At 66.1% G+C, this 17,027-nt stretch carries 16 protein-coding genes; 10 read left to right on the top strand and 6 right to left on the bottom strand.

Going from position 1 to position 17,027, the window contains the following annotated elements; all coding sequences use genetic code 11:
* The first annotated feature begins 152 nt into the window (after window positions 1–152).
* From ACQ3DC_RS13580 to ACQ3DC_RS13565, 4 genes are read left to right on the top strand one after another with little or no spacing between them, the layout of a single operon-like run.
* The gene (locus tag ACQ3DC_RS13580; RefSeq protein ID WP_430752473.1) at window positions 153–818 is read left to right on the top strand and encodes an urease accessory protein UreF; all 666 of its coding nucleotides are present in this window, start codon (window positions 153–155) and stop codon (window positions 816–818) included.
* Window positions 819–859: 41 nt separating this feature from the next.
* Window positions 860–1,477 carry an urease accessory protein UreG gene (gene ureG, locus ACQ3DC_RS13575; RefSeq protein ID WP_157239646.1) on the top strand — a complete coding sequence of 206 codons (618 nt, stop codon included), beginning with the start codon at window positions 860–862 and terminating at the stop codon, window positions 1,475–1,477.
* A complete protein-coding gene (locus ACQ3DC_RS13570; protein ID WP_430752472.1) occupies window positions 1,474–2,331 on the top strand; it encodes an urease accessory protein UreD in 858 nt (285 codons plus the stop codon). Before ureG ends, ACQ3DC_RS13570 begins: the two co-directional genes overlap by 4 nt.
* A complete protein-coding gene (locus ACQ3DC_RS13565) occupies window positions 2,331–3,416 on the top strand; it encodes a HoxN/HupN/NixA family nickel/cobalt transporter (RefSeq protein ID WP_430752471.1) in 1,086 nt (361 codons plus the stop codon). Before ACQ3DC_RS13570 ends, ACQ3DC_RS13565 begins: the two co-directional genes overlap by 1 nt.
* A 37-nt stretch (window positions 3,417–3,453) precedes the next feature.
* On the opposite strand, the gene ACQ3DC_RS13560 is transcribed toward ACQ3DC_RS13565, so the two are convergent.
* The 6 genes from ACQ3DC_RS13560 to ACQ3DC_RS13535 form a co-directional block, all read right to left on the bottom strand.
* Window positions 3,454–3,912, bottom strand: a complete 459-nt coding sequence (locus ACQ3DC_RS13560) for a DapH/DapD/GlmU-related protein (RefSeq protein ID WP_430752470.1) — start codon at window positions 3,910–3,912, stop codon at window positions 3,454–3,456.
* A 91-nt stretch (window positions 3,913–4,003) separates the two neighbouring features.
* Window positions 4,004–6,313, bottom strand: a complete 2,310-nt coding sequence (gene treS, locus ACQ3DC_RS13555) for a maltose alpha-D-glucosyltransferase (RefSeq protein ID WP_157239638.1) — start codon at window positions 6,311–6,313, stop codon at window positions 4,004–4,006.
* 124 nt (window positions 6,314–6,437) lie between these two features.
* Window positions 6,438–7,097 carry a GntR family transcriptional regulator gene (locus ACQ3DC_RS13550; RefSeq protein WP_157239636.1) on the bottom strand — a complete coding sequence of 220 codons (660 nt, stop codon included), beginning with the start codon at window positions 7,095–7,097 and terminating at the stop codon, window positions 6,438–6,440.
* Window positions 7,098–7,216: 119 nt separating this feature from the next.
* On the bottom strand, window positions 7,217–8,242 hold the full coding sequence (locus tag ACQ3DC_RS13545) for a transketolase family protein (RefSeq protein WP_430752469.1): 1,026 nt from the start codon (window positions 8,240–8,242) through the stop codon (window positions 7,217–7,219).
* Complete coding sequence (locus tag ACQ3DC_RS13540; RefSeq protein ID WP_430752534.1) at window positions 8,239–9,105, bottom strand: transketolase; 867 nt, start codon at window positions 9,103–9,105, stop codon at window positions 8,239–8,241. The genes ACQ3DC_RS13545 and ACQ3DC_RS13540 overlap by 4 nt, the downstream gene beginning before the upstream one ends.
* Window positions 9,106–9,140: 35 nt before the next feature.
* The gene (locus ACQ3DC_RS13535) at window positions 9,141–10,478 is read right to left on the bottom strand and encodes an MFS transporter (RefSeq protein ID WP_157239630.1); all 1,338 of its coding nucleotides are present in this window, start codon (window positions 10,476–10,478) and stop codon (window positions 9,141–9,143) included.
* A gap of 184 nt (window positions 10,479–10,662) precedes the next feature.
* Here ACQ3DC_RS13535 and ACQ3DC_RS13530 point away from each other — a divergent pair, with 184 nt between their 5' ends.
* The 6 genes from ACQ3DC_RS13530 to ACQ3DC_RS13505 all read left to right on the top strand — a co-directional run bounded on the left by ACQ3DC_RS13530 (window position 10,663) and on the right by ACQ3DC_RS13505 (window position 17,013).
* On the top strand, window positions 10,663–11,487 hold the full coding sequence (locus ACQ3DC_RS13530; RefSeq protein ID WP_430752468.1) for a sugar phosphate isomerase/epimerase family protein: 825 nt from the start codon (window positions 10,663–10,665) through the stop codon (window positions 11,485–11,487).
* A 45-nt stretch (window positions 11,488–11,532) separates the two neighbouring features.
* Window positions 11,533–12,306, top strand: coding sequence for an SDR family NAD(P)-dependent oxidoreductase (locus ACQ3DC_RS13525; RefSeq protein WP_157239627.1), 774 nt, complete (start codon window positions 11,533–11,535; stop codon window positions 12,304–12,306).
* 61 nt (window positions 12,307–12,367) lie between these two features.
* Complete coding sequence (locus ACQ3DC_RS13520; RefSeq protein WP_430752467.1) at window positions 12,368–14,116, top strand: dihydroxyacetone kinase family protein; 1,749 nt, start codon at window positions 12,368–12,370, stop codon at window positions 14,114–14,116.
* The gene (locus ACQ3DC_RS13515) at window positions 14,113–14,604 is read left to right on the top strand and encodes an RpiB/LacA/LacB family sugar-phosphate isomerase (RefSeq protein ID WP_321215119.1); all 492 of its coding nucleotides are present in this window, start codon (window positions 14,113–14,115) and stop codon (window positions 14,602–14,604) included. Before ACQ3DC_RS13520 ends, ACQ3DC_RS13515 begins: the two co-directional genes overlap by 4 nt.
* A 107-nt stretch (window positions 14,605–14,711) precedes the next feature.
* Entirely contained in the window at window positions 14,712–15,425 is a 714-nt protein-coding gene (locus ACQ3DC_RS13510; RefSeq protein WP_321215120.1) for a FadR/GntR family transcriptional regulator, read from the top strand.
* 217 nt (window positions 15,426–15,642) lie between these two features.
* Window positions 15,643–17,013, top strand: coding sequence for an MFS transporter (locus ACQ3DC_RS13505; RefSeq protein ID WP_430752466.1), 1,371 nt, complete (start codon window positions 15,643–15,645; stop codon window positions 17,011–17,013).
* The last annotated feature ends 14 nt before the right edge of the window (window positions 17,014–17,027 follow it).

Raw genomic sequence — 17,027 nt, 5'->3', positions numbered from 1 at the left:
AGGGGCCGTGCCCGTCCCCTGGCGCTCCCAACCCTCGCAAGCTCGGGCCGGGTCCCTCGCGCCAGTGGGCCCCCCGCGCGGCCCACCACGCCGCGGCCCCTATCTCCCGCCTCCGCTGACCCGAAACGTCACCTTTCCGGCGGGGGACTGTCATGAGCTACCAGCTGGCGCTCGCGCAGTTTACTGACTCGGCGCTTCCTACCGGGGCGTTTGCTCACTCTCTTGGTTTCGAGGGGTACATCGAGCGGGAGCTCGTGCTTGATGAGGGGTCCTTTGCGGTGTGGCTCGGTGCCTTTATCGGGCAGCAGTTGACGTACTCGGATGGGTTAGCTGTCCGGTTCCTCTATGAGGGGGTTGATGTTCTTGAGCTTGATGCCCTGCTTTCCGCCTGTCTTTTGCCGCGGCAGGTTCGGGAGGCTTCCGTCAAGATGGGGACCCGGTTGCTGGAGATCGGGGCGGAGGTCTTTCCCTCGGCGGAGCTGGAACTGTACCGGGACCTGGTGACCACCGGCAAAGCCGCCGGGCACCAGCCGCTGGCGTTCGCCGTCGTCGCACGTTCGCTGGGAGTGCCGCTGCAGGAGGCGCTCGCCGCCCACCTTTTCGCCACGGTCACGTCCCTGACGCAAAACGCCGTCCGCGCCATCCCGCTGGGCCAGAACGCAGGCCAGCGGCTGCTTCGGAAGGCGGCCGACGACGTTGCTGCCGCCGTCGAACGCATCCCGCACCTCACGCCCGACGACTTCGGGGTAGTGAGTCCCGGACTGGAAATTTCGCAAATGCGGCACGAACGCCAACGTGCCCGGATGTTCATGAGCTAACCGTGCCTTTAGGTACTGCGCTTTCAAATTCAGGAGGAACCATGGCTGAACCCATCAAGATCGGCATCGGCGGACCCGTCGGGGCGGGCAAGACCCAGCTCGTGGAGCGCCTCACCCGGCACATGAGCGGGGAAGTCTCCATGGCCGCCATCACCAACGACATCTACACCATCGAGGACGCCAAGATCCTCGCCGCCAACGGAATCCTCCCCGTGGACCGCATCATCGGCGTCGAAACCGGCGGCTGCCCGCACACCGCCATCCGCGAAGACACCTCCATGAACACCGCCGCCATCGAGGAACTCAAAGCCCGGCATCCGGACCTGCAGGTCATTTTCGTCGAATCCGGCGGCGACAACCTCTCGGCCACCTTCAGCCCGGAACTCGTCGACTTCTCCATTTACATCATCGACGTGGCCCAGGGCGAGAAGATCCCCCGCAAGGCAGGCCAGGGGATGATCAAATCGGATCTCTTCATCATCAACAAAACCGACCTCGCGCCCCACGTTGGGGCGGACCTCGCCGTCATGGAGCGGGATTCCAAAGAGTTCCGCGGGGCCAAGCCGTTCTGCTTCACCAACCTCAAGACCGACGAAGGGCTCGACAAGGTCATCGATTGGATTCGGCACGACGTCCTGATGCTTGACCTGGCGCAATGAGCACGACGGCGGTCGGGTCACCGATGGGCCGGCTCGAGTTGGGCGTCAGTCTGCGGGGCGGCCGGTCGGTTGCCGCGCGCCAGTTCCACGAGGGCGCCTTACGGGTACTCCGGCCGCACTACCTCGATGACTCCGGGCAGGTTTGCTATGTCGTCGTCAACCCTGGCGGGGCGTATCTTGGGGCGGATCTCTTCGTGCTTGATGTCGAGGTCTGTGAGGGCGCTGACCTGTTGCTGACCACGCAGTCCGCCACCAAGGTCTACCGGACTCCAGGGTCCTTTGCCGAGCAGCGGATGGCTGTCCGGCTGGGGGAGGGGGCCCGGCTGGAACTGGTGCCGGACCAGCTCATTGCCTACCGGGAGGCCAGCTACCGGCAACGGACGCACATTACTGTTCGGCCGTCGTCGTGCCTTGTCATGGCCGAGGTGGTGACGCCGGGCTGGTCTCCGGACGGTGCAGCCTTCCGGTACGAGGAAGTGCGGCTGCGGAACGAAATCCACGTTGAAACTGAAGGCGCCACCCAGTTGCTGGCGCTGGACAACCTGCTCATCCGGCCACCGTCGGGGGATGTCACAGGGCTTGGCTTCATGGAAGGCTTCAGCCACCTCGGGTCGCTCATCGTGGTGGACCCCCGCGTGGACCAGGCGCTCGCGGATGAGCTGCACGGCACCACATCCAACACTGATGCCCTGACCGGCATCTCCCTCACCCGCACAATCGCCGGCACCACGGGCCTGGTCCTGCGCTCGTTGTCGAACAGTACCGGGGAACTGAACCGCCACCTCGGGGCCTGCATCGCGTTCCTCCGGGAGCGGTGGCACGGGCAGGGACCACTGGACCTGAGGAAACACTGATGACGGCCCTCGGCAACATCACCACGCTGTACCGGGAGCGGGAAGCGCTGCCGCTGCGGACCCGCCTGCTGTGGATGTTCGGTGCCGTGGCCGCGCTGCATGCGGCCGCCGTCGTGCTCCTGCTCGCCGGGAACGCAGGCAATGCGGGCGGAACCGGGGCGCAGGCACTCACGTGGGGGCTGGTCCTGACCGCCTACCTCTCCGGCGTGAAGCACAGCTACGACTGGGACCACCTCGCGGCCATCGACAACTCCACCCGCAAATTCGTGGCGCAGCGGCAGGACCCGGTGAGTGTCGGGTTCGCGTTCAGCCTCGGCCACAGCTCCGTGGTGACGCTGGCCGGCGTGCTGGTGCTCGCAGGCGCCGCGGTGGTGGGGGAGTTCATGCAGGAAGGGTCCGCCGGGAACCTGGTGCTCGGGCTGGTGGGCAGCGGCGTGTCCGGACTGTTCCTGCTGGCCATGGGCCTGTTCAACGGTTCGGCGTTTGCCCGCTCGGCCCGCGCCTACCGCCGGGCACGGACCGGGGCCGCGATCAATCCGCAGGACCTCGCGCCACAGGGACTGGTTGCCCGCCTCCTGGCGCGGCCGCTGGCCAGGGTGCGGCGGCCGCGGAACATCTATGTCATCGGCTTCCTGTTCGGGTTGGGCTTTGACACCGCCACCACCGTCGGACTGCTGATGATCACGACGGCGGCGTCGCTGGCCGGGGTGCCCGCGTTCGCCTTGCTGGCGCTGCCCCTCGCGTTCACCGCCGCCATGACCCTGTGCGACTCCCTCAACGGGATGGCCATGATGCGGATGTACCGTTCGGCCCTCGACGATCCGCAGCGGAAACTCGGCTTCAACGCCCTCGTCACCGGAATCTCGGCGGTCTCCGCCCTGTTTGTCGCGGTCATCACCCTGGGCGGCTTCGCCAACACAGCCTTCGCGCTGGAGGACCCCATAACGGTGTGGCTGGGATCCGTTGACCTGGGCGACGCCGGCCTGCTGCTGGTGGCGCTGCTGCTGGCCGTCTGGGCAGCAGCGGCCCTGAAAGCAGCGACGCAGGGAAAGCGGACGCAGGGCCGGCCCGCCCCCGGGCCCTAGGCGGGTGCCGGCGCGACGGCCCGTGCGGCAGGGCGGCTCAGGCGGCCACCCGGCCCCTGCCCTTGGCGTGCGTCCGGCTCTTCCCGGGAACTGGGCGGTGTCGTTTTCCATGGGGCCCGGACATGACCTGTCCGCCGTCGGGCACCGTTGCGTCCGCTTCCAGACGGGCGCCGTGCTCAATCGTCACGCCGGAGCCGATCCGGGAATGGCTCCCGATGTGCACCCGGTTACCCACGACGGCGCCGCGGCCAATGCGCACACCGTCGCCGATCACCGTCCGCTCGCCCACTGTCGCGTCGCGGTCAATCCAGCTGCCGTGTCCGATCCGGCACCCCGGCCCGATCCGGGCGCCGCCCTCCACGTACGTCATGGCGCCAATCCGGGCGCTCTCGGCCACAACGGCGCCGGGCCCAACAAGCCCGCCGCCGTTGGCATGCCGGACGTACCGGGTGACCTTCCCGGCGTCGTCTTCCACTGATACAAACTTCGCGGTCATTCAATCCCTCGTTCGAATGAGCGGAACTTTCCGCACATTCAGTTAACGGCGCGGAACTCAAGACGATTCCCGAACGGCGACGATCAGTCTGCTACGGCAGGTCCTTTCCGGGCTGTGCACCTTCAGCCTGCTCAGGGGCTGCCTCCTGCTCTGTCAGCTGCAGGACGGTTCCCTGGAAGGCGGGCAGTTCGAGGAAGAAACTGCACAGGTCATCCACCTGGCCAACAGCGTCGCCGCTGAAGAGGTCGTGGACAGCGGCCCCCGGCACCAGGTGGCTGGACTGGATGCTGCCGGCAATATCCTGGTCCGAGAAGTTCAGCACGGTGACCCCCAGGGCGCCGCTTTCCAGCCGGATGACCATCACCAGCAGGCCGCGGTTGGAAACGTCCGGAACATCGAGCAGGGCCCCTGTGGCTATGCCGTTTTCTTCGCGCACAGCGAGGATCCGCTGGAGCCTGCTGGCGTAGGAGTCCGGGTTCTTCAGCTGCTCGGGAAGGGGGCCGTAAAGGCTGCGCGCCCGGGGCATGCCCGAGGAGGACACTTCCGCGTCCGGGCTGGTGCCCATGATGTCGTGGGCCCCGCGGTTGATCCAGCGGGTGTCGCCCTGGGCGGTGAGTTCCTCGACGCTCTTCCGGTCCAGCGCGGTGATGCCGGCCAGGTCCCAGCCGGAAAGGGCGAAGACGCCCGGCTGGAGGGCGTTGAACATCGAGAGGAGGATGTGCACGTCCAGGACCCGCGCTTCCTCTTCGGAAGTGATGGCATCAGGGTCCCGGATTCCCAGCGCGGCCATGATGAAGCTAACTGTTGTGCAGGCGATGCCGTTGGTGGTGAACACCGCGTTGTAGGGGGCGTTCTCGCCGGTCAGCCGCTCGCGCATGGTCTGCTGCACCTGCTCCGCGAGCTGCGCCCCGGTGAGCTCCTGGCCGTTGAGCTCGAACATCTCGTCCCGGTGCCCGGCAGCGAAGTGCATCAGCTCGTAGGTCAGCTCATCATGGTTTTGCAGCGCATGCACGAGTGAAGCCTGGTCCACGCCGATCTCCATTGAGAGGCGCAGGGTCAGCCGCAGGAGTTCGGTGTCCGCAGTGACAAGCGCGTAGTGGTAGGCCGGCCTGGTGATGAAGTCGTAGGAAAGGTCAGGGCCTGCTTCGGAGGTCGCCTTGATGTCGTCGATGGTCAGGTTAAGCTCCTGGAAGGAGAACCCGCCCACCTTCCGGATCATGGAGCCAATGAGCTGGTTGGCCGCCTCGGACAGCGGATGCCCCTCGGACCAGCCCGGCTGCTCCTCGGCACTCTTTTCCACGCCGAGGAATCCGTTGGCGTCCAGCCTGAGGGCACCGGTGCCCAGGTCGACCAGGGAATGCAGCGCATCGCCCACCACCAGGCGCATCCCCGCGAACGTGGGGTCCAGCCAGTTGATGGACGGCTGTCCTGCCTTGAAGTAGTGCAGGTAGACCCAGCGGCGCGTTTTACCGGTGGTGTCAACGATCGGCCGGGTTGCGCTCCAGTTCGTTTCCTTGACGCCGGGCTCATAGAAGATGACCCGCTGCAGCCGGCCAATGATGTACCCGGCCTTCTGCAAGGCCTGTTCGGCGTCCGGGCTCAGGTTTACCGAGTCCTGCCCTTCGGGGACCTCCGGCAGCAGGTGCCAGTCCTCCTCCGGGATGTCCACCATGTGGTAGATCCCCGGGTAGTCCCGGAAATTCATTTCGGCGAGGCGGAAGTCCGCTCCCTTGCCGGTGTGCCCCGGGACGATGTCGTCAATGATGGTGCCGCCGTGGTCGGCAGCGACCTCGCACATCCGGCGGAATTCATCCTCAGTGCCGAACACAGGGTCAATCGCCATGCTGATCCTGTCGAAGTGGCCGTCCACGCTGGGTGTCTGGGACCAGCCGCTGATGCCGCCCGCCAGTTTGACCGGGCCCGTGTGGATGGCGCGGATGCCTATCTGGCTGAAGGCTTCCCACATGGCCGGATCACCGAGGGCCGAGAGGAAGGACTGGCTGGACCTGGTGATGAAGGACAGTGGATATGCGGTGAACCATACCGGCGCACGTTCAACGGCGGCCCGGGGATTCGGATGGGCGTAGGAGTTCTGCCACATGCTGGCCTGTCCCGAGAGCTGCCGGGCCAGCGTATTGGCGTCGCCCAGCATTGCCTGGTTCCGCAGCCATTCGACGTAGGCCGCATTGCGTCCATCGAATTCGAAGGACGGCCTGGTGGCGAAGTACTGGCGGCGGCGGGCAGTGGGGCGCAGCGCCTTGGGCCGGGCAGGATAGAACTGCTCGTCGAAATTGACGTCCGGTTCCACCGAGGGTTCAACAGTTACCGGAGTAGCTTCCTGGTCATCACCCGCAACGGTCTCCGCTTCATAAACACCGTCGCTGGCCATCGGTTCCCGCATACAGTCCTCTTTCTAACGTTGATTCCGCGGTCCCAAGGCGCGCTGCCTGACACCCTTCCCATAGTCCCAGTACCCGGGGGTGCCGAGACTATTCGGGGCGAACTACGAAACTACCAAGAAATGGCTAGGCCACAAGGTTGGCCGCGGCAGTGTCCATATGTTCCCGGATGGTTTTCCGGGCCAGCGAGGCGTCGCCGGTTTCGATGGCCGCCACAATATCGTGGTGCCGGTCCACGCTCATGTTCTTGACGCCCTTTTCGAGCCCGGCGAACATGATGGACATCCTGATGGACCCTTCCAGCGCTTCCCAGGTGTGCAGGAGTGTCTCGTTGCCCGTGAGCCGGCACAGCGTGCGGTGGAATTCCAGGTCGGATTCGACGCGCTGCTGCAGGCCTTCCTTCTCGGCTGCCTTCATCGCATCGATGGCTGAGCGGAGGGATGAGATGACGTTTTGGCGGTCCGGCAGTTCACAGAGCTCTCGGGCGGCCAGTGACTCGAGGGCGGCGCGAACTGTGTAGATGTCGCGGATCTCTTTTTCGTCCAGGTGCCGGACGGAGAGCCTGCCGCGCGGCCCGGCGGAGACCAGGCCTTCCTGTTCAAGCTGGCGCAGGGCTTCGCGGAGGGTTCCCCGGCTGATCTGCAGCATCTCGGAGAGTTCGGTTTCCACCAGGTGGCGGCCCGGTTCAAGTTCACCGCTGGTGATCGCGGTGCGCAGAGCCGACAGCGCCTGTTCGCGCAGGCTTTTCTTTTGCAGTCCCAGCAGCGGGGCGGTCAGTCCGGCCATGGCCTCTGTCCTCAATGTTGTAAGTCGACTGTTTACAGTCGGTAGTAGTTTCGATAGTACGGCAGAAAGCACGGCACCGGCCGGGACGGTGCCGTGCTTTCTGCGTTGCGGCACGGATGCTAGCCGAGTTCGGCGAGGACCTTTGCCACGATGCGGTCCACGGCCAGGCCGTAGCGGTCGTGCAGGGTGGGCAGTGCACCGGCGTCCAGGAACCGGTCCGGAAGTGCCACGGGCACCACCCGCTTGCCGAGCCCTGCTGTGACCACTGCGGAGGCGACGGTTTCGAACAGGCCGCCCACCACCGAGTGGTTCTCCAGGGTGACGGCGAGCCGGTCGGTGTTGATCTCCTTGAGGACGGTTTCGGCGTCGAACGGCTTGATGGTGGGGGTGTGCACGACGGCGACGTCCACGTTGTGTGCCGCCAGGGCCTTGGCTGCCTGCAGGGCCCGCATGGTCATCAGCCCGGAGGAGATGAACACGACGTCGTTGCCGCCGCGCAGGACCTTGGCCTTGCCGAGTTCGAACGTGTAGCCGTATTCATCCAGCACGGTGGGGACGTTGCCGCGCAGCAGGCGCAGGTACGTGGGGCCGTCGGAAGCGGCGAGCTGCGGGACGGCCTGTTCGATGTCGATCGAGTCGCACGGGTCCACGATGGTCAGGTTGGGCATGCCGCGGAAGATCGCCATGTCCTCGGTGGCCTGGTGGCTGGGGCCGTACCCGGTGGTCAGGCCGGGCAGGCCGCCCACGATGTTGACGTTCAGGTTCGGCTCGGCCGCGTCCAGGCAGAGGAAGTCGTAGGCGCGGCGGGCAGCGAACACCGAGTACGTGGACGCGAACGGGACGAGCCCGGTTTCGGCCAGGCCGGCGGCGGCGCCGAAGAGCAGCTGCTCGGCCATGCCCATCTGGAAGAACCGTTCGGGGAAGGCCTTGGCGAAGATGTGCATGTCCGTGTACTTGCCCAGGTCCGCGGTGAGGCCGACGATCTTGTCGTTCTCCTGCGCGGCCTTGACCAGGGCGTGCCCGAACGGTGCGGACGCGGTCTTCTGGCCGGGGTCGGCGAAGGAGGCGATCATCGCCGAGGTCTTCAGTTTCGGCTTCGGCTTCGCCGCTGTTGCGGTGTCGGGGGCCTCGGTGGTGGTGCTCATGCTGAAGCCTTCCCTTCGTAGCCGGCGGTGAGCTGCTCGCGGCAGATCTGCCATTCGTGTTCGTCGATGCGCATGAAGTGGGCCTTCTCGCGCTCCTCCAGCAGCGGCACCCCGCGGCCCACCTTCGTGTCGCACAGGATCACCGAGGGGCGTCCGACGGCGGCGGCCTGGGCGGCTGCATTGTCGAACGCCGCCAGCAGCGCGCCGACGTCGTTCCCGTCCACCCGCTGGGTGTACCAGCCGAAGGACTCCCATTTCTCGGTCACCGGCTCGGTGCGGAGCACTGTGTCCGTCTTGCCGTCCGCCTGCAGGGCGTTGATGTCTACCATCGCGGTGAGGTTGCCCAGCTGGTGGTGGTGCGCACCCATGGCAGCCTCCCAGGTGGAGCCTTCGTCCAGTTCGCCGTCGGAGAGGAAGTTGAAGACGCGGGCGCTGGAGCCCTGGTAGCGCAGGCCCAGGGCCATGCCCACGGCAATGGTGAGGCCGTGGCCCAGGGAGCCGCCCGAGATTTCCATGCCGGGCGTGTAGGTGGACATCCCGGACATCGGCAGCCGGGAATCGTCCGAACCGTAGGTTTCCAGCTCTTCGACCGGGACGATGCCGGCCTCGGCGAGGGCGGCGTAGTGGCCGATTGCGTAGTGCCCGGTGGAAAGCAGGAACCTGTCCCTGGCCTCCCAGTGCGGATCCTCCGCCCGGAAGCGGAGCTGGTCTCCATAGACCGCGGCCAGCATGTCCGCGGCCCCCAGGGCCTGGCCGACATAGCCCTGGCCCTGGACCTCGCCCATGTTCAGGGCGTGGTGCCGGATGCGGTAGGCCGCGGCGCTGACCTGCGCCAACCGGTCCTGGACGATTCCTGTGGCCATTGCTGTCTCCGTGTTCGATTCGTGGGTGATGGTCATCAGACAGTTACCGAATGCGGGGTGCTTTTGGTGGCCTCATCAGCCAGCTGGCGTTCGCGCTTGCCCCAGGTCTCCCGGGTGACGAGGGCGGCCCAGAGGCCGATCGCTGCGTAGAAGCTGAAGAGGAGCGCCGGGCCCATCCAGCCGAGGGCTACGAACAGCAGGGTGGTGACGAAGGGCGTAAAGCCGGAGACCATGGCTGAGATCTGGTACGCCAGGGACGCTCCGGAGGAGCGGGTCTTGGCCTGGAACAGTTCCGGGAACCACGGACCCTGGGCGCCGGCAAGCGAGTTCTGGCAGACGGCGTAGGAGATGACGATCGTGGCAATGACGAAGATGAACAGCCCGGTGTTCACCATCAGGAACATGGGGATGCCGAACAGGGCAGCGAACGCTGTGGACCAGATGTAAAGGGGCCGGCGGCCGACGCGGTCCGTGAGGCGGGCCCAGGCCATGGTGGCGAAAATGCCGATGAACGAGGCGATGCAGAGGGCCACCAGGGTTTCGGTCTTGTTGGCGAGCTGCTGGGTGTGCAGGTAGGAGATCATGTACGTGACGGACACCGCGTAGCCTGCAGTCTCGGCAATGCGCAGGCCGATGCCGCGGACAATGCTCCGCCAGTCGGTCCGGATGACCTCGGTGATGGGCGACTTAACAATGGAGCCGCTCTCCTTGACCTCGTCGAAGACGGGGGACTCCGGCACCTTGGAGCGGATGATCAGGCCGACGGCGACCAGCACGATGCTTGCGAGGAACGGAACACGCCACGCCAGTTCACCGCCGAGGTTAACGCTGACCAGGAAGACGAGGTTGGCCAGGAGGAGGCCCACGGGGAAGCCGGCCTGCACAATGCCCGTGTACTTGCCCTTGGACTTCCAGGGCGCATGCTCGTAGCTCATGAGGATGGCGCCGCCCCATTCCGCACCGAAGGCGAGGCCCTGCACGATGCGGACAAACACCAGCAGCGCGGGAGCCAGCAGGCCAACCTGTTCGTAGGTGGGCAGCAGGCCGATCAGGAACGTGGCCACACCCATCAGGATCAGGGAGGCAACCAGGACGGGCTTGCGGCCCACCTTGTCACCGAGGTGGCCGCCGATGATGCCGCCGATCGGGCGGGCGGCGAAGCCGACGCCGAGGGTGGCGAATGCTGCGAGCGTCCCTGTTACGGGATCGCCCGTGGGGAAGAAGGCTGTTCCGAAGTAGAGGGCCGCAGCGGTGCCGAAGCCGATGAAGTCGTAGGTTTCAATGACGGCGCCCACTCCGGAGCCGATGGCGACGCGCTTTGCATCCTTGGTGCCGTGAACGTGTCCACGCATTTTTAGAGCTTCGTTGCTCATGGTGTTTCCCTTTCGAAAAGCGGTCCAAGGGGATTCGGCCGCTGTCGACTGTTAACAAATGATATCCCCAGTGTGACGTGCCTCATGCTGACTGTCAACAGTCAATGTTGGAAGTTGACTGTTGACAATGGATGGGCCTACAGTGATTCACATCACCACCCGCTCACCCAGAGGATCAACGACGATGTTCAACTCCCGACTCGGCTGCTCGTCCATCAGCTTCAGGCACCAGGACCTGCCGGCCGCCCTGCGGACCATCAGCGGCCTGGGCTTCGAAGAGATCGATCTCGGCGCCCTCCCCGGCGTGTGCGATCACGTTCCGTACAACCTGGATGCGGCGGCCGTTGATGCGGTAACGGCCGAGGTTGCTGCGTCCGGGCTGCGCGTCCGTTCCGTCAACGGCGATATCGGCGACCTCAATGCCGTACTCGACGCCGGACAGCAGGCAGCCCGCGAACGGCACCTTGAGGCGCTGCTGACCCTCACGCGGAATACCGGCGCGAAAGCGCTGGTCCTCCCGTGCGGTGCCCTCAGCCACGAACCTGTTCGGAGCCTTTGCGAGGACCTGGACCTTATTGCCGCCCAGCTCACCCACGCGGGGCAGCGCGCGGCGGAGTTCGGCGTCGAACTCTGGACAGAATCCCTGCACTTCCTGCGGTTCTGCTGGAACCTCGAACGCGCGGAACTGCTGGCCCAGCGGCTGGCGGGCACCGGCGTCGGAATTGTCATGGACTTCAGCCATATCGTCGCCGCCGGCGAAGACCCGCTGGAGTACCTCGAATCCCGGAAGGGCAGTATTTCCCACGTCCATCTCCGGGATGCCGTGCCGGGAAACATCAACCTCAGCATCGGCAACGGCAACGCCAATTTTGCCGCAGGGCTGCGCCGGCTTGCGGCGGACGGCTACCAGGGGCACTTCTCGCTGGAGCTCGAAACCAGGGACGTCACCAACGACGAACGCCCCGCAGCGGCAGCCAAAGCCGCGAGCTTCATCACCGACCTCATCTGACCATCGACACCCACTTCAACAATCCAAACGATTCAAGGGAGCATCATGACCACCATCCAGCGCACCGCCGTCCTCACCGGGGCAACCTCGGACCGGGGCATCGGCATCACCACCGCCCGCCGCTACGCACGCCAGGGCTGGGCGGTGGTGATCCTGGACCTCGACGGCGAGAAGTCCGCCAAGGTCGCCGCCGAAATCGGCAATGAATTCAACGTCCCCGCCTTCGGCCACGAGATCGACGTCGCCAACGAAGCGTCCGTCACCGCAGCCCAGGCCGCCGTCGCCGCCGAGGTCGCCTCCGGCAACCTGCCGCCGGTAGGCGCACTGGCCAACATCGCCGGCATCACCTCGCCGGTCCCGTTCCTGGAAACCACCCTTGAGCTCTGGCACAAGGTCATGGATGTCAACGCCACCGGCACGTACCTGGTCACCAAGGCATTCCTGCCGGACATGATCGACAACGGCTGGGGACGCATCGTGAACATGTCCTCGGTCTCCGCCCAGCGCGGCGGCGGCGTGTTCGGCAAGGTTCCCTACTCCGCCGCCAAGGCCGCCATCCTGGGCTTCACCAAGGCCCTGGCCCGCGAACTGGGCGCCACCGGCGTGACCGTCAACGCCATCACCCCCGGCGCCGTGGACACCAACATCCGCGTGGGCAGCACCGAGGAGCAGGAGGCCGCCATCAACGCCGGCATCCCGCTGGGCCGGAACGCCACCACCGAGGAAGTAGCCGCGGTGATCACGTTCCTTTCCTCCGAGGACTCGGCCTACCTCACCGGAACCACCATCGACATCAACGGCGGCAGCCACATCCACTAGGCAGCCGCCTCCCCTCAACAGTCCCTAAGCCCGCCCCGGAACCCACGGCAGAGAGCACATCATGACAAAAATCTTCAACGATCCCTCGGAATTTGCCGAGGAGGCCCTGGCGGGGTTCTGCGACGTCCACGCGGACCTGGTGCGCCAGGTTCCAGGCGGCGCCGTGCGGCGCCTCCGCCCCCCGCGGCCCAAGGTTGCCGTCCTGGCGGGCGGCGGCTCCGGGCACTACCCGGCCTTTGCCGGGCTGATCGGCGCCGGCTTCGCCGACGGCGCGGTGGTGGGAAACATCTTCACCTCGCCCTCCGCGCAGCAGGCCTACTTGGTGGCCAAGGCCGCAGAGTCCGGCGCCGGCGTCGTCTTTACCTACGGGAACTACGCCGGCGACGTCATGAACTTCGGCATGGCCAGCGAGCGCCTGGCTGCAGAGGGCATTGCCGTGGAGAACGTCCTGGTGACTGACGACATCGCCAGCGCACCGCCGTCGGAATCCGCCAAGCGCCGCGGCATCGCCGGTGACTTCACCGTCTTCAAGGTGATGGGGGCCGCAGCCGAGGCCGGCGCGGACCTCGCCGAAGTGGTCCGCCTGGGCCGGAAGGCCAATGACCGGACCCGCACCATCGGCAGCGCGTTCTCCGGCTGCACCTTCCCCGGCGCGGAATCGCCGCTGTTCTCCCTGCCCGACGGACAGATGGGACTGGGCCTGGGCATTCACGGGGAGCCCGGACTGTTCGACACCGCGCTGCCGCCCGCAAAGGAGCTGGGCCGGGAACTGGTGGCACGCCTGCTCGCTGAAACTCCGCCCGACGCCGGCGAACGGATAGCGGTCATCCTCAACGGGCTCGGCTCCACCAAGCACGAGGAGCTCTTCGTTCTCTGGGGCACCGTGGCGCCGCTGCTCCGCGCCGCCGGGTACAGCCTGGTGATGCCCGAGGTCGGGGAACTCGTCACCAGCCTCGACATGGCCGGGGTGTCGCTCACCGTCACCTGGCTGGACGAGGAACTGGAACCGCTGTGGCTTGCCCCGGCGGAAACACCCGCCTACCGCCGCGGCAACGCGGTCCGGGAGGCCGGCACCGTGGCGGCCGGAGGAGCGTCCGACGACGACGCGGCCTCTGCCCCGTTCGTTGCCACCGATGCCTCCCGGCAGTACGCCGCCGCGGGCTTTGCCGCGCTGGAAGCCACGCAGTCCCTCCTGCACGACGCCGAGGAGCGGCTCGGCAGGATGGACGCCATCGCCGGAGACGGTGACCACGGGCGCGGCATGGTGCGCGGGATCGACGCCGCTGCCGCGGCTGCATCCGCTGCCCTCGCCCAGGGCGCCGGAGCGGGCGATGTGCTGGCAGCCGCCGGTGATGCCTGGGCCGACAAGGCGGGCGGAACGTCCGGCGTCCTGTGGGGAGCGGGATTGCGGGCTCTTGGTGAATCCCTTGGAAACAGCTCGGCGCCGGAACCCGCGCAGCTGGCAGCGGCGGTCAGGGCATTCGCGGACCGGATCGTGCAGCTGGGGAAGGCGGAGACAGGCGACAAGACCATGGTGGACGCGTTGCTGCCGTTCGCCTCTTCCTTTGCCGGGCTCGTGGCAGAAGGCGTGGAGCCGGGCCGGGCGTGGGAGGACGCGGCCCGCGACGCGACGGCAGCCGCCGAGGCGACAGCCGGCCTGCTGCCGCTCAAGGGCCGCGCCCGCCCTTTGGCGGAAAAGAGCCTGGGCACACCGGATCCCGGAGCAACCTCGCTGGCCATGATCTTCACCGTCATGGGCCCGCACCTCACCGCCGCCGTATCCAGCGAATCCGTGGGAGCACGGCAATGAACACTGAAGGACGAGCCATGGGACTGAGACTTGTTGTAGGCGCGGACGAGGCGGGAGTCGATTACAAGGACAAGGTCCTTGAGGACCTCCGGCAGGATCCCAGGGTCAGGGAAGTGATCGACATTGGCGTCAACCGGTCCGATGCTCCGGATGACTTCACCAGGCCGTACCCATATGTGGGTATCACGGCTGGCGAAATGATCAGGGACGGCGCCGCGGACCGGGCCATCCTCTTCTGCGGCACCGGAATCGGCGTGGCCATCGCGGCGAACAAGGTGGAAGGAATCAGGGCCACCGCCGCCCACGATTCCTTTTCCGTGGAACGCTCCATCCTGTCCAACGACTGCCAGGTCCTCACCATGGGCCAGCGCGTGGTGGGCATCGAACTCGCCCGCCGGCTGGCCAAAGAGTGGATCGGTTACACCTTCGATCCGGCCTCCGCGTCCGCGGGAAAGGTCAAGGTCCTCACGGACTTCGAGGCCTGCTGAGCGCGGTCCCGCTGCAGGAAGCAGGCCACGATGCTGATCAGGGCGGCATTCGACAGTAAAGTTTAGAGGGCCCGCACCAGCGGGCAACGCCAAGGGCAGGAGCCAGGATGGGCCGCAGGACACTCGTCGACGATCTCGTCGACGGCCTGCTTGACGACATACTGGCAGGCAAGCTAAAACCACACGATGCCATCCCGCCCGAAGCGGACATAGCAAAGGCGTACGACGTCAGCCGGCTCACGGTCCGCGAGGCGCTCAAGGCGCTGAGGGCGCAGAACATCCTCTACGTCAAGGCGGGGCGCGGAACCTTCGTGAACCCGTCGGACAACTGGACCGGCCTGGACGCGATCTTCAAGGCCGCCTCGCATGGAAACGGCGCGGACCAGGTGTCCGTGGGACTGATCGAAATGCGGCGCATGGTGGAAACGGGCGCGGCGTCCCTGGCCGCCAAGCGCCATACTCCCGAGCATGCCCGGCAAATGGAGCAGTGCATCGCGGATATGAAGCGCTTCCACGAGGCCGGGGACCTGGACCGCTTCGTCGACGCTGATATCGCGTTCCACGATGCTGTGCTCAGGGCCTCGGGGAACCCCTTCGTGCGGGCCCTCTTCGCGCAGTTGGGACAGTTGCTCTACATGACCCGGCGCGAGACCTCGGCCGTGCCCGAGATCCAGCTCCATGCGATCGAATACCACCAGAAGGTCATGGACAGCATCCTCAGCGGTGATGCCGAACTTTCCCGCCGGGTCATGGATGACCATATGGAGCAGACGTACCGCGACTACGAGCGCTACGTCCAGCACCCTGAATCGCACGGCTAGTTTCCAGGCGCCCCGGTTCCAGCGACACACCATCGCCGGTGGACGGCGCCCATTTCCGGGCGGCTTGACGTAATCCGGATCACCCTTCTATGATCTTTCTCATGTTGCTTCGTCAGATGTCAGACATCAGACCCAAATAGCAAGCAGACGGAATATCCCCATTTCCCTCGGAAGCGCCGCCCCCAATGCGCCGCTTCCGCCAGATAGAAGGTCGACGATGACTTCACTCTCCATGCCGTCCGCAGGACTGGGCGAACTCGGCGAGCGCACGCTCCGCAAGGTTCGCCGCCGCGTCATGCCGCTGATTGTCCTGCTTTACTTCATTGCCTACCTTGACCGCAATAACGTGGGCTTCGCCAAACTCACCATGAGCGAGGACATCGGCCTCACCGCCGCCGCCTACGGCCTTGGTGCCGGCATCTTCTTCCTGGGCTACGCCCTGCTGGAAGTTCCCAGCAACGCCGGGATGTACCGCTTCGGCGCCCGCAAGTGGCTGGCCAGAATCCTTATCACGTGGGGCATCTTTGCCAGCGCCATGGCGCTGGTCAACGGGGAAAGCACCTATTACATCATCCGGTTCCTGCTGGGTGCGGCCGAAGCCGGCTTCTTCCCCGCGATCCTCTTCTACCTGACCCTGTGGTTCCCCGCCGCCCAGCGCGTCACGGTCCTGGGCATTTTCATCCTCGCCCAGCCCATTTCCAACGCCCTCGGCGCCCCGGTTTCCGGCCTGCTGCTGCAGATGGACGGCATCATGGGACTGCACGGCTGGCAGTGGCTCTACATCATCGAGGGCATCCCCGCCATCCTGCTCGGCCTGCTGACCCCGATGCTGATGACCGACCGTCCCCGTGACGCCAAGTGGCTCAACACTGAAGAACGCGAATGGCTCGCCACCACCATGGACGCCGAACTTGCCGCCAAATCCAAGGGCGGCAGCCACAACTTCCTGGCCGGCCTCAAGGACAAGCGCACCCTGACCTACTCGGCCCTGTACTTCGGCCTGGTCTGCGGCATCTACGGCCTGGGCCTCTGGATGCCCACCATTGTGGCCGCCCTTGGCAAGTTCTCCACCGCCGAGGTGGGCTTCATTGTCCTCATTCCGTACTCCATTGCCGCAGTCTTTGTGTACTTCTGGAGCAGGCGGGCGGACCGCACGGGCAAGCGCGCCTGGCACTCCTCCGTCAGCATGGTGCTGGCCGGCCTGGGCCTGCTGGCCGCGGGCTACCTGCTTCCGGTCAACCCCATCCTTGCCCTCATCGCCCTGACCGCTGCGGCGATGGGCATCTACGGCGCCATTGCACCGTTCCTGTCCATGCCGTCCGCCGCGCTCACCGGAGCTGCTGCCGCATCCGGGCTGGCGCTGGTGAACTCCCTCGGCAACCTCGGCGGCTTTGTGGCCCCGTACGCCGTGGGCCTGCTCAAGGACGCCACCGGCAACAACCAGAGCGGACTGCTCTTCCTGTCCTTCTGCCTGTGCGTCACGGCAGTGGCCACGTACTTCTACGCCCGGAAGCGGCCTGAGGGCGACGCCGCACTGGACCCGGCAGTTGCCGCTGCGGCAGAAGTCAACGCAGCCAAAGTCTCCTGACCCCGAACCCTGAC

The organism is Paenarthrobacter sp. NEAU-H11, from assembly GCF_050573415.1.
Classification (GTDB): Bacteria; Actinomycetota; Actinomycetes; order Actinomycetales; family Micrococcaceae; genus Arthrobacter.
Note: the sequence above shows the minus strand (reverse complement) of the source record. Positions and strands in the feature narration are given on the sequence as shown.